The organism is Bradyrhizobium sp. Y36, assembly GCF_002531575.1.
Classification (GTDB): Bacteria; Pseudomonadota; Alphaproteobacteria; order Rhizobiales; family Xanthobacteraceae; genus Bradyrhizobium.
In genome coordinates this window covers 424,254-442,908 of sequence record NZ_NWTI01000001.1, presented here as the reverse complement: position 1 = coordinate 442,908, position 18,655 = coordinate 424,254, and the positions used below count along the sequence as shown (strand labels likewise).

Genomic DNA, 18,655 nt, shown 5'->3' with positions numbered 1-18,655 from the left:
ATGGCCCCGCATTTTAACGTTATTCGCGACACCACGCCGGACTCCGCCATTCCAAGGGGTGCCGTGGTGGCCATGGGCAATTTCGACGGGGTTCATCTCGGCCACCGAGCCGTGATCGCCGCGGCCCTGGAAATGGGCCGGACGCATGGCCGCCCTGCGCTGGCGCTGACTTTCGAGCCCCACCCACGGCGATTTTTCAGCCCCAACACCCCTCAATTCCGCCTGACGGACGAACGGGCCAAGCTGCGGCTTCTGGCCGGCACCGGGCTTGCCGGCGCCGTGGTCATGACCTTCGACAAGGCTCGCGCCGGAACCAGCGCGCAAGATTTCATTCACCATGACCTGATCGGACGGCTCGGCGTCAGCGGAATCGCAGTCGGCTACGACTTCCATTTCGGCAAGGGACGGGTCGGCTCGCCCGGTCTTCTGGTCAACGAGGCGCCCCGGCTCGGCATCGAGGTCGACGTGCAGCCGCATGTCGACATCGACGAGCGGCCGGTGTCCTCCAGCGCCATCCGGGTCGCCCTCGCCGAAGGCCAGCTGGACGAGGCCACCACCATGCTGGGCGCGCCCTGGTTCGTCACCGGCGAGGTGATCCATGGCGAGAAGCGCGGCCGCGACCTCGGCTATCCCACGGCCAATATCCGCCTGGATGCCAATTGCGGGCTGAAGCACGGCATCTATGCGGTGCGGGTCGGCCGCGGCCAAGGAAAGGATCAGGTGCGGCTGAACGGGGTGGCCAGCTTCGGCCGCCGCCCGACCTTCGATAACGGCGCGCCGCTACTGGAAATCTTCCTGTTCGACTTCAAGGGCGATCTCTATGGGCAGGAGCTGGACTGCGCCTTTGTCGGCTTCATCCGCGAGGAGCTGAAATTCGATGCTCTCGAGGCCCTGATCCGGCAAATGGACGACGATTCCGCCCGCGCCCGTGCCATCCTGGCCGCGGCCCCGGACGCGTTTCCGCGGCTCGGCATCGTCGATTGAGGGCCGAACCGGGCCTCCCCCGAACCTTTGCGCTTCCCTTTTGCGCTTCTGTTGGCCCCCTGCTATGGAGAGCCCATGTTTGCGCGGCGCATCATAGGGATTAGCGGCCCGGCTTCCGCCTGAGCCCAAGGGCTCGGCGCAAGACCGGGATTTTGTCGTTTCACCCCGCGATTCCGCATCGCCATCCGTTCCCGCGCCCTTCCGAGCCAGTCAGCCTCATGTCCGAAAAGCCGCAAAAGTCCGACACCAAAGACTATTCGAAGACCCTGTTCCTGCCGCAGACGGATTTCCCGATGCGCGCCGGCCTGCCGCAGCGCGAGCCGGAGATCCTCAAGCGCTGGTACGAGATCGGCCTCTACGAGAAGCTGCGCGAGGCTGCCCGCGGCCGCGCCAAGTTCGTGCTGCATGACGGCCCGCCCTACGCCAATGGCAACATCCATATCGGCACGGCGCTGAACAAGATCCTCAAGGATCTCGTCACCAAGAGCCAGCAGATGCTCGGCTTCGATTCCAACTATGTGCCGGGCTGGGACTGCCACGGCCTGCCGATCGAGTGGAAGGTCGAGGAGGAGCACTATCGCAAGAAGGGCAAGCAGAAGCCCGACTTCCGCGACAGCGCCGCGATGATCGATTTCCGGAAGGAATGCCGCGCCTACGCCACGCATTGGCTCGGCGTGCAGCGCGAGGAGTTCAAGCGGCTCGGCGTCATCGGCGACTGGGACCATCCCTACGCCACCATGAGCTACCCGGCCGAAGCCCAGATCGCGCGCGAGCTGATGAAATTTGCCGCCAACGGCACGCTCTATCGCGGCTCCAAGCCGGTGATGTGGAGCGTGGTCGAGAAGACGGCGCTCGCCGAAGCCGAGGTCGAGTACGAGGACTACACCTCCGATACGGTGTGGGTGAAATTCCCGGTCACCTCGCCCGCGCATGGTGCACTGGCCTCCGCCAGCGTCGTGATCTGGACCACCACGCCCTGGACCCTGCCCGGCAACCGCGCCATCTCGTTCTCGCCGAAGATCGGCTATGGCCTGTACAAGGTGACGGACGCGCCCGCCGACAATTGGACCAAGACCGGCGATCTGCTGATCCTCGCCGACGCGCTGGCCGAAGAGGTCTTCAAGCAGGCGCGCGTGACCACTTTCGAGAAGGTCCGCGACGTCCCCGGCGACACCATGGACGCGATCGAATGCGCCCATCCGCTCAAGGGGCTTGCCGGCGGCTACGACTTCATCGTGCCGCTCTTGCCCGGCGACCACGTCACCGACGACACCGGCACCGGCTTCGTGCACACCGCCCCCGGCCATGGCCGCGAGGACTTCGACGCCTGGATGGCGCAGGCGCGCGACCTCGATGCGCGCGGCATCAACACGGCAATTCCCTACACCGTCGACGAGAACGGGGCCTACACCGATCATGCGCCTGGCTTTCCCGGCAAGCGCGTCATCACCGACAAGGGCGAGAAGGGCGATGCCAACGAGGCCGTGATCAAGGCGCTCGTCGAACGAGGCATGCTGCTCGCGCGCGGCCGGCTCAAGCATCAATATCCGCACTCCTGGCGCTCCAAGAAGCCGGTGATCTTCCGCAATACGCCGCAATGGTTCATCGCGATGGACAAGGACGTGGCGCAGGGCGGCAAGGCGAAGAGCGGCGACACGCTGCGCGCCCGCGCGCTGCACGCCATCTCGGTGACGCAATGGGTGCCGCCGTCGGGCGAGAACCGGATCAACGGCATGATCGAGGCGCGGCCCGATTGGGTGATCTCGCGCCAGCGCGCCTGGGGCGTCCCGATCGCCGTGTTCGTGCGCGAGAAGGGCGACGGCTCCGCCGAGATCCTTCAGGACGAGGCGGTCAACACGCGTATCGGCGAAGCCTTCGAGCAGGAAGGCGCCGATGCCTGGTACGCGAAGGGCGCCCGCGAGCGCTTCCTCGGGCCGCGCGCGAGCGAAGACTGGCAGAAGGTCGACGACATTCTCGACGTCTGGTTCGATTCCGGCTCGACGCACGCTTTCGTGCTCGAGGATCCCGTGCATTTCCCGGGCCTCGCAGGCATCAAGCGCAAGGTTGACGGCGGCACCGACACCGTGATGTATCTGGAAGGCTCGGACCAGCATCGCGGCTGGTTCCACTCCTCGCTGCTGGAAAGCTGCGGCACGCGCGGCCGCGCGCCTTACGACGTGGTGCTGACCCACGGCTTCACCCAGGCCGAGGACGGCCGCAAGATGTCGAAGTCGCTCGGCAACACCATCGAGCCGCAGTCCGTCATCAAGGAATCCGGCGCCGACATCCTCCGGCTCTGGGTCGCGTCCTGCGACTACACCGACGACCAGCGCATCGGCCCCGAGATCCTGAAGAACACGGTCGAGACCTACCGCAAGCTGCGCAACACCGTGCGCTGGATGCTCGGCACGCTGCATCATTACAAGCCGGCCGACGCCGTCGCGCCGGCCGACATGCCCGAGCTCGAGCGGCTGATGCTGCACGAGCTCGCCATGCGTGCCGCCGCCGTCGACAAGGCCTATCGGGAATTCGACTACAAGACCGTGGTCGCGACCCTGTCCGCCTTCCTCAACAGCGAGCTCTCGGCGTTCTATTTCGATATCCGCAAGGACACGCTGTATTGCGATCCGCCGTCGTCGCTGACGCGCAAGGCGGCGCTGACGACGATCGACCTGTTGTGCACCTCGGTCCTGAAATGGTTGGCGCCGATCCTCAGCTTCACCGCCGAGGAAGGCTGGCGTATGTACCGTCCCGACGCCGAACCGTCGGTGCATCTGACGCTGTTCCCGACCGATCTCGAAGCCCTGCGCGACGACAAGCTCGCGGAGAGATGGCAGATGATCCGTACGGTACGCCGGGTCGTCACCGGAGCGCTCGAGATTGCACGCGCGAACAAGCTCATCGGCTCCTCGTTGGAGGCCTCGCCCGAGATCTATCTGGCGGAGGAATTCATGGGACCTTTGTTCGATGTCGATTGGGCGGAAGTCTGCATCACCTCGAACGCCGAGGTTCATGTCCTCCGCGGCGCGGAGAAGCTCCCCCAGGACGCGTTCACGATCGACGGCGTGTTCGAAATTGGCGTGATCGTGAAAGAAGCGCAGGGTCGCAAATGCGCCCGCTCCTGGAAGATCTCGCAGTTTGTCGGCGACGATCCTGAATACCCCGACGTCACCCCGCGCGACGCACAGGCGCTGCGTGAGTGGAAGGCGTTGGGCGTGAGCGTCTGATCCCCGGCATGCCCCCGCTCCGCGCCGGCGTCCTCGCGGCCCTGGTCACCCTCGCGGCCGACCAGGCCTCCAAGCTGTGGCTGCTGAACGGGTTCGACCTCGCCCGTCGCGGCGTGGTGAAGGTGACGCCGTTCTTCGACCTGGTGCTGGCCTGGAATATCGGCATCAGCTTCGGCTGGCTGCAGAACGACAGCCAGGCGGCGCAGCTCGCGCTGATGGCGGTGAAGGCCGTTGCCGTGATTGCGCTGGCGATCTGGATGGCCCGCTCGCACACGCGGCTGGCCACGGTCGCGCTGGGCCTGATCATCGGCGGCGCCATCGGCAACGGCATCGACCGCCTGGCCTATGGCGCAGTGGTCGATTTCGCCCTGTTCCACATCGAGATCGGCGGAAATACCTATAATTGGTACGTGTTTAACCTCGCGGACGTGGCCATCGTTGCTGGGGTGGCGGGGCTATTGTATGATTCCTTCCTGGGGGTACCCGCCGCAAAAGCGCCCTGATCCCGGCCGATACGAAACGGCAGGTGGAACCCGTTTTTTGCGAGGGATTGGCCGCGTTTGAGCGGCGATCTGCCACAATATGGAACAGGTACAGGTATGCGCAGCTCGAAGACCAGCGGTTCGATGGGTCGAGACCCCCGATGGGGGTTCTGGCAGGCGTTGAAACTGTCCGCTGTCGCGCTCGGCATCGGCCTCGTGATGTCGGCTGGCGCGGCCCGCGCCGGTGACGACGACGATGAAGATGATGGCATGACCTTCGAAGAGAAGATCATCGACAATCTGATGTCCGGCATCGGCGCCAAGAGCATGGAGAAGAAAGGCATCGAATACCGCGAGCGCTCGCCGCTGGTGGTGCCGCCCAAGCTCGATCTGCCGCCGCCTGCGACCGAAGCCAAGAATGCTCCGAACTGGCCCAAGGACCCCGAGGAAAAGCGCCGCAAGGAAGCCATCGCCGCGCGCAAGAAGGCCACCAAGGAAACCGAGAACTGGCAGGCCGCCCGACCGCTGACGCCCGCCGAGATGAAGGCCGGCCAGGTCGCCGCAGCCCCCCGGACCAGCAACGATCCGATCCAGCCAGGCACCAACGGCAATCCGTCGCTCAGCCCTGCCGAGCTCGGCTTCTCCGGCGGTCTCTGGAACATGATGAAGGGCGGCAAGGGCGAGACCAAGCAATTCACCAGCGAGCCGCCGCGCCAATCCCTGGTCGAACCGCCGCCGGGCTACCAGACCCCGTCTCCGAGCTACGCTTATGGTGCAGGCGAGGACAAGACGCGCCGGACCTATTTCGACATCATGTCGGGCAAGGACAAGGAACAATAGCGTTCCTGTCCCTCGGAAGCGAACCCGGCGCCGGCGTGTCATGCACGCCGGCCGCGTTCGATAAATTGCATATCAGTAACTTGCCACCGCGTTGGGTTCTCTGCTTCGTGACGCGAAGCCTCAGCCGCACGGTGTAGCATGCCGTGCCTTCCGAGCCGGACATCCGGACCTCGGCCTTTTCAAGGGATCATGATGTCCTCTTACCGATCGGCTGCCTGCCTCCTTGCCGCGCTGCTTTCGACCAGCATCCTCTCGGCCGGTGCGGCCCTCGCCCAGACCACGGTAACATCGGCGCCGCCCGCCAGCTTCACGCTTCCCAACGGCATGCAGGTGGTGGTGATCCCCGATCACCGCACCCCCGTGGTCACCGAGATGATCTGGTACAAGGTTGGCTCGGCCGACGAGACGCCCGGCAAATCGGGCCTGGCGCACTTCCTCGAGCACCTGATGTTCAAGGGTACCTCGAAGCATCCGGCCGGCGAATTCTCCCAGACCGTGCTCCGCGTCGGCGGCAACGAGAACGCCTCGACCTCGGTCGACTACACCAATTACTACCAGCGCGTGCCGAAAGAGCAGCTGCCGACCATGATGGAGTTCGAGGCCGACCGCATGACCGGCCTCATCCTCAAGGACGAGAACGTGCTGCCCGAGCGCGACGTCGTGCTCGAAGAATACAACATGCGCGTCGCCAACAATCCGGACGCGCGGCTCAACGAGCAGATCATGGCCGCGCTCTATCTCAATCATCCCTACGGCCGGCCGGTGATCGGCTGGCATCAGGAGATCGAGAAGCTCGATCGCGAGGACGCGCTCGCCTTCTACCGCCGCTTCTATGCGCCGAACAACGCGATCCTGGTGATCGCCGGCGACGTCGAGGCCGCCGACATCCGCCCGCTGGTCGAGCGCAATTTCGGCGCGATCCCGGCCCAGCCTTCGATCCCGGCACGGCGCGTCCGTCCGCAGGAGCCGGAGCCGGCCGCGCCGCGCACCGTCACGCTGGCCGACCCGCGCGTCGAGCAGCCGAGCATGCGGCGCTATTATCTCGTGCCCTCGGCGACCACGGCCGCGGCCGGTGAGAGCGCCGCCCTCGACGTGCTGGCGCAGCTGATGGGCAGCGGCAGCAATTCCTATCTCTACCGCGCGCTCGTCGTCGACAAGCCGCTCGCCGTCTCCGCCAACGCCAGCTATTCGAGCATCTCGCTCGACCCGACGCAGTTCGCGATCTCGGCTTCGCCGAAACCCGGCGTCAGCTTTGCCGAGGTCGAGCAGGCGGTCGACGGCGTCATCGCCAATGTCGCGCAGAACCCGATCCGCGCCGAGGATCTGGAGCGCGTGAAGACCCAGCTCATCGCGGAAGCGATCTACGCCCAGGACAACCAGGCGGTGCTGGCGCGCTGGTATGGCGGCGCGCTGACCACGGGCCTGTCGATCGAGGACATCAGGAGCTGGCCCGACCGCATCCGCGCGGTCACCGCCGAGCAGGTTCGCGTCGCAGCTCAAAAATGGCTCGAGAAGAAGCGCTCGGTGACGGGCTATCTGATCAAGGACACCAGTGCCGCCAAGCGCGAGGAGAAGCGTTCGTGACCTATCCCTTCCTTCGACGCGTTGCCTTCTCGTTCGTCGCCGGCGCTGCGCTCTCCCTCGCCGCCATCTCGCCCTCGCTCGCCGCCGCGAAGATCCAGCGCCTGGTCTCGCCCGGCGGCATCGAGGCCTGGTTCGTGCAGGACGCGACCGTTCCGCTGATCGCGATGGAATATTCCTTTGCCGGCGGCTCTGCGCAGGATCCCAAGGACAAGTCGGGCGTCGCCAATCTGGTCGGCGACCTCCTCGACGAAGGCTCCGGCGATCTCGATTCCAAGACCTTCCACGAGCGGCTCGACCGCCGCGCCATCGAGCTGTCCTTCAGCGCCTCCCGCGACACCTTCCGCGGCAGCCTGCGCATGCTGCGCGACAACAAGGACGAGGCTTTCGACCTCTTGCGGAGCGCACTGACCTCGCCGCATTTCGACCCCGCCGATGTCGAGCGCATCCGTTCGCAGGTGATCTCGGGCCTGCGCCGCGAGACCACCAATCCGACCTCGCTGGCGAGCCGCAAATTCCTGGAGGTCGCCTTCGGCGATCATCCTTACGGCCGGCAGACCAACGGCAACCTCGACAGCGTGCCGAACATCGGGATCGCCGACCTGAAGGATTATGTCGGCCGGGTGATCGCCAAGGATGGGCTGAAGATCGCCGTTGTCGGCGACGTCGATCCGGAGGCGCTCGGCAAGCTGCTCGACCACACCTTCGGCAGCCTTCCGGCCAAGGCCAACCTCACGCCGGTCCCCGACGTCGATGCCGCAAAACCGCCGCAGCGCGCCTTCGTGACGCTCGACGTGCCGCAGACGGTGATCACCTTCGGCGGCCCCGGCGTGAAGCGCAGCGATCCGAACTTCATGGCGGCCTATGTCGTCAACCACATCCTGGGCGGCGGCGGATTGTCCTCGCGGCTCTATCGCGAGGTCCGCGAGAAGCGCGGCCTTGCCTATTCGGTCTATGAAGCGCTGCTCTGGATGGAGCATTCGGCAATCTTCATCGGCAATACCGGCACCCGCGCCGACCGCGCCGGCGACACCATCGACGCCATCGACAAGGAAGTGCGCCGCATCGCCGAGGAGGGCCCGACGCAGAAGGAGCTCGACGAGGCCAAATCCTACCTCAAGGGTTCGCAGATGCTGGCGCTCGACACCTCCTCCAAGCTGGCGCAGGCGCTGCTGCAGTACCAGCAGGACAAGCTGCCGATCGACTATATCGAAAGGCGCAATGCCATCGTCGATGCCGTGACGCTGGACGACGCCAAGGCCGCCGCCAAGCGGCTCTGGGGTCAGGGCCTCCTGACCGTCGTCGTCGGCCGCGCCCCGCAGGCGGCGGCGCAGCCCGCGGCCCCGCCGGCGACGAAATCGAACTGATCGCCGCCGACGATTGATGAAATGGCCGGGCTCGCCCGGCCATTTGCGTTTGCACCATGCCATTGCCGAAATCGGACGTCCGCGATATGTCCGGGCATCACAGATGGTGCCATCATGCTGCGGATATCCCGCGATCTCGTCATCGACGAGGACGACATCGAGATCGGCTTTGTCCGCGCCTCCGGCCCGGGCGGGCAGAACGTCAACAAGGTCTCGACCTCGGCGCAGCTGCGCTTCGACACGCGCAAGCTGACCATCCCCGAGGATGCGGCGATCCGGCTCGCCCGCATCGCCGGCCAGCGCATGACCAAGGATGGCGTGATCGTGATCCACGCCCAGCGCTTCCGCACCCAGGAGCGCAACCGCCAGGACGCCATCGACCGGCTCGTCGAGATCCTCGCCGAGGCGATGATCCGGCCGAAGCCACGGCGCGCGACACGGCCGACCTTTGGCTCCAAGCAGCGCCGGCTCGAGGGCAAGAAGCGCCGCAGCGACGTCAAGGCCGGACGCGGCGGTCGCTTCGACGATTAGCAGCTCAGCAAAAACTCCGGCCGCGGGGGCGACCGGAGTTCTGCAATGCCATCAGGCCGCTAGTAACGTTTGCCCGTAGCGCCGCCCGTCGTGGAATCGTCGGCTGTTCCCTTGTGCGCAGCGCTGCCCGTGGTGCCGACCGTGCCCTTGGTGCCTTTGGTCGACTTCATGCCCGTTTTCTCGCCTGCTGCGCCCGGCTGGGCGCTCATCTCCTCATCACCGCTGCCCATCGTGCTGCCTTGCATGGGTTTGCTCTGCACGGTGCCTGTCTTGGCGGGCGGCGCGCTTTGCGCGAGGACGGGCGCCGCGACGAGAGTCGAAAGCGCGCACGCGATCATCGAGGTCTTGACCAACTTCATCCATTTCTCCTGGATTTGTTCGCGATGAATGGCCCGGCGGCTGTCGCGCCGCCCGTCTGCACCGGACCATTTCATCGCGTCGAGAATTCGAGCGGCGCAAACGCCATGCAATGCGCATCGTGTGGTGATCGTTTAGGGATTTGACGGCGGTTTCGCGGAATTGTGCTCCGCATATAAGGCAGCGCGGAACAACACACACCGTGAACATCTCTGCACGCGGCGAAACAGCCCGCTACTACCACCGCCGATCTGACGCCGCCTAGAGTTTGCACACGTTGATGTGGATGGGCGGCTGTTGACGATGCGCGTGATCGTGCTGGGATTGTGCACCGCGACGATGCTGATGGCGCGGGTTGCCGACGCGCAAATGCCTTTGCCGGCAGCAAAGCCGCCGGATGGTGCGACACTCTTCAAGCAGCAATGCGCGGTGTGCCACACCACAAGCCTGTCGGAGCCGATGCGGCAAGGGCCGCCGCTGCTCAAGGTCGTGGGCCGACCCGCCGGCAAGATCGACGGCTTTCGTTACTCAGACAGCCTGGCGAGGGCGGAGTTCGCCTGGGACGAAGCCCGGCTCGACGCCTGGCTGACCAATCCGCAAGCCGTCATTCCCGGCGTGGTCATGGCCTATCGGCAGGCCAAGCCCGAGACGCGCGCCGCCATCATCACCTACCTCAAGGAGCTGAATTGAATGGCAAAGCCCGTTCATTCCATGATCCGCGTGCACGACGAGGCACGCGCGCTCGATTTCTACAAGCGTGCCTTCGGCCTCGAAGTCGCCGACCATCTGAAATTCGCAGACTTCGCCCTGATCTATCTGCGTCACCCCTCCTCACCTTTCGAGGTCGAGCTCACCGTGAATTTCGATCGCAAGGAGCCGTACGCGCTCGGCGACGGCTATGGTCATCTCGCCGTGGTGGTCGAGGATCTCGATGCCGAACATGCCCGCTTCGAGCGCGAGAAGCTCGCACCGGGCCCCTTGCGTGACTTCAAGCACGACGGCCGAACGCTGGCGCGCTTCTTCTTCGTCAGCGATCCCGATGGCTACAAGATCGAGGTGATCCAGCGGGGCGGACGTTTCGGCTGACAATAAATTCCAAATCATAAAAATCCACGGAGGAATGCCATGAGAGAAATCGATCGTCGAAGCAAGCACAGCCGCCGCGTCTTTCTCAAGGGCGCGGCCACCGCCGTACCGGTCGTGGCCGTCGCGACCAGCGTTGCCGTGAGCATCGAGGATGCCTGGGCCGATGACGCCACCGCGCTCTCGCCCGCGACGATGAAGACGCTGCTGAAGGTCGCACGCGACATCTATCCGCACGACGTGCTCGGCGACAGCTACTACATCACCGCGATCAAGCCGTGGGACGGCAAGGCGGCCAAGGACGCGTCCGTCAAATCGCTGATCAGCGACGGCATCGCACGGCTCGATCAGAACGCGCGCGACCGCCACAAGGTCGGCTATGCCGAGGTGCCCTGGGAAGCCGACCGCGTCGTGCTGCTGAAGGAGATCGAGCAGAGCGACTTCTTCCAGAAGGTGCGCGGCGACCTGATCGTCTCGCTCTACAACCAGAAAGAGGTCTGGCCGCGCTTCGGCTACGAGGGCTCCTCCGCCGAGCATGGCGGCTACATCAACCGCGGCTTCGCCGACATCGATTGGCTGCCGAAGGCTTAAACCGCCACCCAACGGTTCAGGAGAACGCATATGGCAAAATTCGATCTGAACGACTCCAGCGTTGTGGTGATCGTCGGCTCCGGTGCCGGCGGCGGCACGCTGGGCAACGAGCTCGCGCAGAAGGGCGTCAAGGTTGTCATCCTCGAGGCCGGCCCCCGCATCGAGAACCACGACTTCATCAACGACGAGTGGGAGAGTTTTTCCCAGCTCGCCTGGACCGATGCCCGCACCACATCGGGGACCTGGCGCGTCGCCAGGGATTTTTCGGGACTGCCGGCCTGGATCGTCAAGGCGGTCGGCGGGTCGACCACACATTGGGCCGGCGCCTCGCTGCGCTTCGACGAGCACGAGTTCAAGGTGAAGAGCACCTACGGCAACATTCCCGGCGCCAACCTCCTGGACTGGCCGGTGACGCTGGCCGAGATGGAGCCGTGGTACGCCAAGGCCGAGGACAAGATGGGCGTGACCCGCACCAACGGCATTCCCGGACTTCCCGGCAACAATAACTTCAAGGTGCTGGAAGCCGGCGCGAAGAAGCTCGGCTACAAGACCGTTCACACCGGCAACATGGCGATCAACAGTCAGCCGCGCGACGGCCGCGGCTCCTGCCAGCAGATCGGCTTCTGCTTCCAGGGCTGCAAGTCCGGCGCGAAATGGTCGACGCTCTACACCGAGATCCCCAAAGGCGAGGCGACCGGCAATCTGGAAGTGCGGCCGAGCAGCATGGCGGTCAAGATCGAGCATGATGCCGGCGGCAAGGTCACCGGCGTCGTCTATGCCGACGAGAGCGGCGCGATGCAGCGGCAGAAGGCCCGCATCGTGGCGGTCGCCGGCAACTCGATCGAAAGCCCGCGGCTGCTGCTCAACAGCGCCTCGAGCATGTTCCCCGACGGCCTCGGCAATTCATCGGGACAGGTCGGCCGCAACTACATGCGGCACATGACCGGCAGCGTCTACGCCGTGTTCGAGAAATCCGTGCACATGTATCGCGGCACCACCATGGCCGGCATCATCCGTGACGAGGCCGCCAACAATCCGAAGCGCGGCTTCGTCGGCGGCTACGAGATGGAGACGCTCTCGCTCGGCCTGCCGTTCATGGCGGCGTTCCTCAATCCCGGCGCCTGGGGACGTCCGTTCACGGCGGCTCTCGACGGCTATCCCAGGATGGCCGGCATGTGGCTGGTCGGCGAGGACATGCCGCAGGAGACCAACCGCATCACGCTCGATTCCGTCGTGAAGGACAAGCACGGACAGCCGGTCGCAAGCGTGCATTTCGACGATCATCCCAACGATCTCGCGATGCGCGCCCACGCCTACAAGCAGGGCGCGGCGGTCTATGACGCCGTCGGCGCCACCGTGACCTATCCGACCCCGCCCTATCCCAGCACGCACAATCTCGGCACCAACAGGATGAGCGAGAAGACCCGAGACGGCGTGGTCAACAAGTTCGGCCAGAGCCACGACGTCAAGAACCTGTTCGTCTCCGACGGCAGCCAGTTCACCAGTGGAGCTGCCTGCAACCCGACGCTGACCATCGTCGCGCTGGCGATCCGCCAGGCGGACTACATTGCGGGGGCGATGCAGAAGAAGGAGATTTGATCTGACGTTGCCGTCGCACTCGCCAGGACAACCTTGGCGACGACTCTGTATCCACACTCAAGGTGTCGTCCCCGCGAAAGCGGGGACCCATAACCACAGGAAACAGTTTGACGAAGATTAGTCGCCCGGGACTCCGATCATCTGCGCTCGATGGATTCCGCGGTATGGGTCCCCGCTTTCGCGGGGACGACATCGAGAATGCGAATACGGGCTCGCGCCATAGCGACTACTCGGCCGCGTCGAGGATCGGCGTCACCGTAGCCTTGAATTCCTGCACCGGCATCATCGCCTTCGAGCGATAGATCAGGCACGAGCAGCGCAGCAGCGAGGCGAAATTGTTGACCTCGCCGTGGTGGTCGAGCACCTCGTTGTAGAGCGTGGTCAGGAATTTTCCGACGCTCATGTTCTCCTTGGCGGCGATCTCCTCCAGCGTATCCCAGAACGACATTTCCAGCCGGATCGAGGTGCAATGGCCGTCGATCCGCAGCGAGCGGGTCTGGGATTCGTAGTCGCGTTGGGGCTGGTGCGCGAAGAGATGGCACATGGCGTCCTCCCGTCCTGTTGCCGTTTTTTCACGATGCTACACCGTGCCCCGGCACCCCACAATCAGGATGGTGCCCGAACGTAGCGCCACCCCGGTTGCGCGATTTTCTCGAACGCCCAATGTCTTCAATGTGATAGGCAGCCCTCTTCCCCAGGCGCCCACGATCCTGTTGCCCAACACATGCTTTTGACGCAACACGGCCTAGAATAGCGTTGTCCGCGAATCCAGATCGAAATCCTCATGCCCGTCCGCCAGCTCCCAGAACAGGTCGTCAACCGCATCGCCGCCGGCGAGGTGGTCGAGCGGCCCGCGAGCGTGGTCAAGGAGCTGGTCGAGAACGCCATCGATGCCGGCGCGAGCCGGATCGACGTCTTCACCGATGGCGGCGGGCGGCGGCGGATCGGCATCACCGACGACGGCAGCGGCATGACCGCGAAGGATCTCGCGCTCGCGGTCGAGCGTCACGCCACCTCCAAGCTCGATGACGAGGATCTGCTCCAGATCCGCACCCTCGGGTTCCGCGGCGAAGCGCTGCCCTCGATCGGCTCGGTGGCGCGTCTCTCCATCACCACCCGCCATGCCAGCGAGCCGCATGCGTGGGCGCTCAGTGTCGAGGGCGGCGAGAAATCCGAGATCATGCCGGCGGCGCTGGCCCATGGCACCCGTGTCGAGGTCAACGATCTCTTCTATGCGACCCCGGCGCGGCTCAAGTTCCTGAAGACCGACCGCACCGAGGCCGAGGCGATCCGCGAGGTGGTCCGGCGGCTCGCCATGGCGCGGCCCGACGTCGCCTTCACGCTCGCGGGCGAAGAGCGCGCGCCGGTGACCTGGGCCGCTGCGCTGCCCGGCGCCGCCGGCCGTCTGACCCGGCTCGGCGATATCCTCGGCGCTGAATTCCGCAGCCATGCCATCGAGGTCCATGCCGAGCGCGAGGGCGTGGTCGTCGCGGGCTACGCCGCCGCGCCTGCCCTCACCAAGGCCAACGCGCTCGGCCAATATCTCTTCGTCAACGGCCGCCCGGTGCGCGACAAGCTGATCCTGGGCGCGGTGCGCGCGGCCTATTCCGATTATCTGCCGCGCGACCGCCATCCGGTGCTGGCGCTGTTCGTCACGCTCGATCCGCGCGAGGTCGATGCCAATGTGCACCCGGCCAAGACCGAAGTGCGCTTCCGCAATGCCGGCCTCGTCCGCGCGCTGATCGTGCACGGATTGAAGGAGGCGCTGGCACGCGAGGGCCGCCGCACCGCGGCCAACAGCGGCGAGAGCGCGTTGTCCGCGTTCCGCCCTGCGTTCACGCCGCAACGCCCCGCGAGCTGGGACTGGCGCGCCTCGCCGTCTGCGCCCGTTGCGCCGATGCGGTCGTTCGACGGCTCGGCCGCGCCCGCCTTCGCCGAGCGCGCGCAGAGCGCATTCGATGTCGGTGCCCCCAGCGCGGACGTGCGGATCGAGACGCAGCCCGCGAGCGATCTCGTCGATCGCCCGCTCGGCGCGGCGCGCACGCAGATCCACGAGACCTATATCGTCTCGCAGACCCGCGACGGCCTGATCATCGTCGACCAGCACGCCGCGCATGAGCGCATCGTCTATGAGCGGCTGAAGGCCTCGCTCGCCGCAAACGGCGTGCAGCGGCAGATCCTGTTGATCCCCGAAATCGTCGAGATGGACGAGGCGACGGTGGAGCGGCTGCTGGAGCGCAGCGAGGAGCTGGCTTCGTTCGGCCTCGTCATCGAATCCTTCGGCCCCGGCGCGGTCGCGGTGCGCGAGACGCCCTCGCTGCTCGGCAAGACCAATGCCGGCGGCTTGCTCCGCGATCTCTCCGAGCACATGGCCGAATGGGACGAGGCGCTGCCGCTGGAGCGCCGCCTGATGCACGTCGCCGCGACCATGGCCTGCCACGGCTCGGTGCGCGCCGGCCGCCGCTTGCGGCCCGAAGAGATGAACGCGCTGCTCCGCGAGATGGAGGACACCCCGAATTCCGGCCAGTGCAACCACGGCCGGCCGACCTATGTCGAGCTGAAGCTCAGCGACGTGGAGAAGCTGTTCGGGCGGCGGTGACCCCGATCCCGTAGGATGGGTAGAGCGAAGCGAAACCCATCAAATTCTGCCGCGCGGCGAGACGATGGGTTTCGCTTCGCTCTACCCATCCTACAGCTTCTACGGCCTCTTCAAAAACACGAACTCCGTGTCGTCATACGCCCGCCGCTCCAGCTCCTCGAAGCCATCAGGCGTCGCGAACTGCGCGGTCTTCGCCTCTTCCACCACCAGCCGCGCGCCCGGCGTCAGCCAGCCGCCATCGCGCAAGGAAGCCAGCGCCTTCTCCGCAAGACCCTTGCCGTAGGGCGGATCGAGGAACACCAGCGAGAACGGCTCGACGGGATGCGCGGGGCCCAGATCGGTCGCGTCGCGGCGGTAGACCTTTGTGACACCGCCGAGGCCGAGCGACTCCACATTGTTGCGCAGCAGGGCGCGCGCCTCCGCGCCATTGTCGACGAACAGCACGAACTTCGCGCCGCGCGAGGATGCTTCGATGCCGAGTGCGCCGGTGCCGGCGAAGAGATCGAGCACGCGCGCGTCCTCGATCGGATCGTCATAGGCATGCACGAGGATGTTGAACACGGACTCGCGCAGGCGGTCCGCCGTGGGGCGGATGTCGCGCGAGGACGGTGAGGCCAGATTGCGCCCCTTCAAGCGACCGCCGACGACGCGCAACCCTAGTCCTCCTTCGGCGTCAGGTCGCGCTTGCCGTGATAGCCGCGCTTGGGACGGCGCGGCGGGCCATAGCCGCTCGCCTCTTCCTCGTTGCGCTCGCGCGCCTCCTCGCTGCCGGTGCGCTGCACCAGCACGCGGCGGCCCTTGCGGTCGTTGATGACGGCACGCTTGCTGACGGGCTTCTTCTCGCTCGGCGCATCGTCGACGCGCGCGGATTTCGAGGGCACGTCGAACTGCGCGCCCGACTTCTCGATCACCTTGTCGCCGAGCTGCTCGCGCAGCACGCGCGAGCGGATCTCCTCGACCTGGCCTTCGGGGACCTCGCCGAGCTGGAACGGGCCGTAGGACACCCGGATCAGCCGGTTCACCTCTAGCCCGAGATGGGCGCAGACATTGCGCACCTCGCGGTTCTTGCCTTCGCGGATCGCGAACACCAGCCAGACATTGGCGCCCTGGTCGCGCTCCAGCGTCGCTTCGATCGGGCCGTATTTGACGCCCTCGACATCGATGCCGTTCTTGAGCTCGTCGAGCTGCGCCTGCGTGACGTCGCCATGGGCGCGGACGCGATAGCGGCGCAGCCAGCCGGTGTCGGGCAGCTCGAGCGTGCGCGCGAGCCCGCCGTCATTGGTGAGCAGCAGCAGGCCTTCGGTGTTGAAGTCGAGCCGGCCGACCGAGATCAGGCGCGGCAGGCCTTCGGGCAGATTGTCGAACACGGTCGGACGACCCTCGGGATCGTCATGCGTCGTCATCAGCCCGCGCGGCTTGTGATAGAGGAACAGCCGCGTGCGCTCGCGCTCGGGCAACGGCTTGCCGTCGACCAGGACGACGTCGTTCTTGGTGATGTCGAGCGCGGGTGAATTGATCACACGGCCGTTGACGGTGACGCGGCCCTGCGTGACCATCTCCTCGGCGTCGCGGCGCGAGGCAAGCCCCGCACGCGCCAGCGCCTTGGCGATGCGCTCGCCGGCCTTTTTCGGCTTCGGCGGCTCTTCGCGCCGCGGACGGCGGTCGAAATCGCGATCGCGTTCGCGATAGGCGCCACGTCCGCCGAAGGCGGGGCGCTTCTCGAAGATCCTGCTCTCATCCTCGTTTTCACGGCGCGGACGGTCGCCGAAACGGCCTTCGCTGCGCGGATGCTCGTGCCAGTCGGAGCGCCCCTCGGAGCGCTCGCGCGGGCGATCGAATTTCGGGCGGTCACGGAACGGACGATCGCCCGAGGCGCGATCATCGCGCGCGCGCGAGAAACGCGGACGATCCTCACCGCCGCCTTCGCGCTTCTGCCACGGCTTGTCTGCGCCGCGGTCCCGAGCGCCAAAATCCTTGCGCGGTCCGCGATCCCCGCGGTCGCGATCCGGTGCGCCGCGCGAAAATTTGCGCTCGCCGTCGAACTTGCGCTCCGGACGATCGCCGCGCGGCGCGCGATCACCGCGATCGAAATTCGGGCGGTCGCCACGCGGCTTGAAGCTGCGCTCGCCACGCTCCTCGCGCGGCCCGCGATCACCGCGGTCGCGATCCGGCCCGCCCCGCGAAAACTTCCGCTCGCCCTCGAACTTGCGCTCCGGACGGTCGCCACGCGGCGAATACGGCCGCTTCTCGCCGAACTTCTTGTCGCCGAACCGGCCGGCGGGACGAGACTCGTCGCGATCCCGGCGCGGCGGACGGTCGTCGCGGCCATGGGACGGACGATCGCCGCGCGGCTTGAACGGCCGCTTCTCGCCATCGCGCGAGGGGCGATCGGAGAACGGACGGTCGCCCCGCGGCTTGAAGCTGCGCTCGCCGCGGCCCTCGCCGCCACGGTCGTCGCGCTGAAAGCGCGGACGGTCACTGAAATCGCGGCGCGGGGCATCGCCCTCTTCGCGGCGGCGGAACGGGCGATCACCGCGGTCGGCGCGCGGCGGACGGCTGTCGCGATCGCCCCGCGGCGGGCGGGCATCGCTCTTGCCTTCGAAGCCGCGCTTGGCGAATTTCTTCTCGGGGCCGCGCGCCTTGCCGCTGCGGCCGCCTTTTGCCGGTCCTCGGGCCGGGCCTCGCCGGCCGCGGGAATCGTTGTCTTTGTCGCTGTCGCGAGGCATGGATAATCTCACTCAGGGGATGGCCAAAAGCATTGTGCGCGCTCATTGCGAGCCGCATGCTCAAGGCAAAATCGGTAAGCACTTCTGCTGAAGGCGCAGCTACTAGCAGGTTTCTTCGGATGATACGAGGCTTGAAAGCCCCCTCTTTCATGGATTTGGCGCTCAAAACGGCCGAAAACGCCGGAAAAGCGGGCGAAGTCCCGATCGGATGCGTCATCGTCCGCAATTACGAGGTCATCGCCACCGCCGCCAACCGGACCCTGACGGACTACGACCCCACCGGCCATGCCGAAATCGTCGCGCTGCGCGAAGCCGCTAAAAAGATCGGCAGCGAGCGCCTGATCGACTGCGACCTCTACGTGACGCTGGAGCCCTGCACCATGTGTGCGGGCGCGATCTCCTTTGCAAGGGTGCGGCGGCTCTATTACGGCGCTGCCGACCCCAAGGGCGGCGCGGTGGAATCAGGCGTGCGGTTCTTTGCCTCGCCGACCTGCCACCATGCCCCCGACGTCTATTCCGGCGTCGGCGAGAGCGAGGCGGCCCGGCTGCTCAAGGAGTTCTTTCGGGAGCGGCGGTAGGAGATACGCACTCCGCCGTCATGCCCCGGCTTGACCGGGGCATCCAGTACGCCGCGGCCTGTCGGTTCAACCACTGCCGTCACGGAGTACTGGATCGTCCGCCCCTGTGC

General features: G+C 66.1%; 17 protein-coding genes. 13 read left to right on the top strand and 4 right to left on the bottom strand.

Annotated features, from left to right (window positions below):
• The 7 genes from CO669_RS02110 (at window position 1) to arfB (ending at window position 9,012) form a co-directional block, all read left to right on the top strand.
• The gene (locus tag CO669_RS02110; RefSeq protein WP_097657533.1) at window positions 1-984 is read left to right on the top strand and encodes a bifunctional riboflavin kinase/FAD synthetase; all 984 of its coding nucleotides are present in this window, start codon (window positions 1-3) and stop codon (window positions 982-984) included.
• 218 nt (window positions 985-1,202) lie between these two features.
• Window positions 1,203-4,211 carry an isoleucine--tRNA ligase gene (ileS, locus tag CO669_RS02105; protein WP_097657532.1) on the top strand — a complete coding sequence of 1,003 codons (3,009 nt, stop codon included), beginning with the start codon at window positions 1,203-1,205 and terminating at the stop codon, window positions 4,209-4,211.
• Between the two features lie 8 nt (window positions 4,212-4,219).
• Window positions 4,220-4,714: a signal peptidase II gene (lspA, locus tag CO669_RS02100; protein WP_097657531.1), complete on the top strand. Its 495-nt coding sequence runs from the start codon at window positions 4,220-4,222 to the stop codon at window positions 4,712-4,714.
• Between the two features lie 96 nt (window positions 4,715-4,810).
• Window positions 4,811-5,533, top strand: coding sequence for a hypothetical protein (locus CO669_RS02095; protein WP_097657530.1), 723 nt, complete (start codon window positions 4,811-4,813; stop codon window positions 5,531-5,533).
• A gap of 189 nt (window positions 5,534-5,722) precedes the next feature.
• The gene (locus tag CO669_RS02090) at window positions 5,723-7,117 is read left to right on the top strand and encodes a M16 family metallopeptidase (RefSeq protein ID WP_502694449.1); all 1,395 of its coding nucleotides are present in this window, start codon (window positions 5,723-5,725) and stop codon (window positions 7,115-7,117) included.
• On the top strand, window positions 7,114-8,481 hold the full coding sequence (locus CO669_RS02085; RefSeq protein ID WP_198963770.1) for a M16 family metallopeptidase: 1,368 nt from the start codon (window positions 7,114-7,116) through the stop codon (window positions 8,479-8,481). The genes CO669_RS02090 and CO669_RS02085 overlap by 4 nt, the downstream gene beginning before the upstream one ends.
• 114 nt (window positions 8,482-8,595) lie before the next feature.
• Window positions 8,596-9,012, top strand: a complete 417-nt coding sequence (gene arfB, locus CO669_RS02080; RefSeq protein ID WP_097657527.1) for an alternative ribosome rescue aminoacyl-tRNA hydrolase ArfB — start codon at window positions 8,596-8,598, stop codon at window positions 9,010-9,012.
• 59 nt (window positions 9,013-9,071) lie between these two features.
• Here the strand turns inward: arfB and CO669_RS02075 are convergent, their stop codons facing one another.
• A complete protein-coding gene (locus CO669_RS02075; RefSeq protein ID WP_097657944.1) occupies window positions 9,072-9,371 on the bottom strand; it encodes a hypothetical protein in 300 nt (99 codons plus the stop codon).
• 301 nt (window positions 9,372-9,672) lie between these two features.
• On the opposite strand from CO669_RS02075, the gene CO669_RS02070 reads away from it, so the two are divergent.
• From CO669_RS02070 to CO669_RS02055, 4 genes are read left to right on the top strand one after another with little or no spacing between them, the layout of a single operon-like run.
• Window positions 9,673-10,059 (top strand): c-type cytochrome, encoded by a 387-nt coding sequence (locus CO669_RS02070; RefSeq protein ID WP_097657526.1) that lies wholly within the window; start codon window positions 9,673-9,675, stop codon window positions 10,057-10,059.
• Entirely contained in the window at window positions 10,060-10,455 is a 396-nt protein-coding gene (locus CO669_RS02065) for a VOC family protein (RefSeq protein ID WP_097657525.1), read from the top strand.
• A 39-nt stretch (window positions 10,456-10,494) separates the two neighbouring features.
• Window positions 10,495-11,043, top strand: coding sequence for a Twin-arginine translocation pathway signal (locus CO669_RS02060; protein WP_097657524.1), 549 nt, complete (start codon window positions 10,495-10,497; stop codon window positions 11,041-11,043).
• A gap of 30 nt (window positions 11,044-11,073) precedes the next feature.
• Window positions 11,074-12,642 (top strand): GMC family oxidoreductase, encoded by a 1,569-nt coding sequence (locus tag CO669_RS02055; RefSeq protein ID WP_097657523.1) that lies wholly within the window; start codon window positions 11,074-11,076, stop codon window positions 12,640-12,642.
• Window positions 12,643-12,868: 226 nt separating this feature from the next.
• On the opposite strand, the gene CO669_RS02050 is transcribed toward CO669_RS02055, so the two are convergent.
• Window positions 12,869-13,186 carry a ribbon-helix-helix domain-containing protein gene (locus CO669_RS02050; RefSeq protein ID WP_097657522.1) on the bottom strand — a complete coding sequence of 106 codons (318 nt, stop codon included), beginning with the start codon at window positions 13,184-13,186 and terminating at the stop codon, window positions 12,869-12,871.
• Between the two features lie 240 nt (window positions 13,187-13,426).
• Between CO669_RS02050 and mutL the strand changes: the two genes are divergently transcribed.
• Window positions 13,427-15,241, top strand: a complete 1,815-nt coding sequence (mutL, locus tag CO669_RS02045; RefSeq protein WP_097657521.1) for a DNA mismatch repair endonuclease MutL — start codon at window positions 13,427-13,429, stop codon at window positions 15,239-15,241.
• Window positions 15,242-15,340: 99 nt separating this feature from the next.
• Here mutL and rsmD read toward each other — a convergent pair whose 3' ends face one another.
• A complete protein-coding gene (gene rsmD, locus CO669_RS02040) occupies window positions 15,341-15,895 on the bottom strand; it encodes a 16S rRNA (guanine(966)-N(2))-methyltransferase RsmD (RefSeq protein WP_097657520.1) in 555 nt (184 codons plus the stop codon).
• A gap of 2 nt (window positions 15,896-15,897) precedes the next feature.
• Window positions 15,898-17,967: a pseudouridine synthase gene (locus CO669_RS02035; protein ID WP_198963769.1), complete on the bottom strand. Its 2,070-nt coding sequence runs from the start codon at window positions 17,965-17,967 to the stop codon at window positions 15,898-15,900.
• A gap of 119 nt (window positions 17,968-18,086) precedes the next feature.
• Between CO669_RS02035 and CO669_RS02030 the strand changes: the two genes are divergently transcribed.
• On the top strand, window positions 18,087-18,545 hold the full coding sequence (locus CO669_RS02030) for a nucleoside deaminase (RefSeq protein WP_097657518.1): 459 nt from the start codon (window positions 18,087-18,089) through the stop codon (window positions 18,543-18,545).
• The last annotated feature ends 110 nt before the right edge of the window (window positions 18,546-18,655 follow it).

Excerpts from the sequence above, each read along its gene's own strand:
- CO669_RS02110 (WP_097657533.1), top strand. The coding sequence starts at position 1 with ATGGCCCCGCATTTTAACGTTATTCGCGACACCACGCCGGACTCCGCC.
- ileS (WP_097657532.1), top strand. The coding sequence starts at position 1,203 with ATGTCCGAAAAGCCGCAAAAGTCCGACACCAAAGACTATTCGAAGACC.
- lspA (WP_097657531.1), top strand. The coding sequence starts at position 4,220 with ATGCCCCCGCTCCGCGCCGGCGTCCTCGCGGCCCTGGTCACCCTCGCG.
- CO669_RS02095 (WP_097657530.1), top strand. The coding sequence starts at position 4,811 with ATGCGCAGCTCGAAGACCAGCGGTTCGATGGGTCGAGACCCCCGATGG.
- CO669_RS02090 (WP_502694449.1), top strand. The coding sequence starts at position 5,723 with ATGATGTCCTCTTACCGATCGGCTGCCTGCCTCCTTGCCGCGCTGCTT.
- arfB (WP_097657527.1), top strand. The coding sequence starts at position 8,596 with ATGCTGCGGATATCCCGCGATCTCGTCATCGACGAGGACGACATCGAG.
- CO669_RS02075 (WP_097657944.1), bottom strand. The coding sequence starts at position 9,371 with ATGAAGTTGGTCAAGACCTCGATGATCGCGTGCGCGCTTTCGACTCTC.
- CO669_RS02070 (WP_097657526.1), top strand. The coding sequence starts at position 9,673 with ATGCGCGTGATCGTGCTGGGATTGTGCACCGCGACGATGCTGATGGCG.
- CO669_RS02065 (WP_097657525.1), top strand. The coding sequence starts at position 10,060 with ATGGCAAAGCCCGTTCATTCCATGATCCGCGTGCACGACGAGGCACGC.
- CO669_RS02060 (WP_097657524.1), top strand. The coding sequence starts at position 10,495 with ATGAGAGAAATCGATCGTCGAAGCAAGCACAGCCGCCGCGTCTTTCTC.
- CO669_RS02055 (WP_097657523.1), top strand. The coding sequence starts at position 11,074 with ATGGCAAAATTCGATCTGAACGACTCCAGCGTTGTGGTGATCGTCGGC.
- CO669_RS02050 (WP_097657522.1), bottom strand. The coding sequence starts at position 13,186 with ATGTGCCATCTCTTCGCGCACCAGCCCCAACGCGACTACGAATCCCAG.
- mutL (WP_097657521.1), top strand. The coding sequence starts at position 13,427 with ATGCCCGTCCGCCAGCTCCCAGAACAGGTCGTCAACCGCATCGCCGCC.
- CO669_RS02035 (WP_198963769.1), bottom strand. The coding sequence starts at position 17,967 with ATGCCTCGCGACAGCGACAAAGACAACGATTCCCGCGGCCGGCGAGGC.
- CO669_RS02030 (WP_097657518.1), top strand. The coding sequence starts at position 18,087 with ATGATACGAGGCTTGAAAGCCCCCTCTTTCATGGATTTGGCGCTCAAA.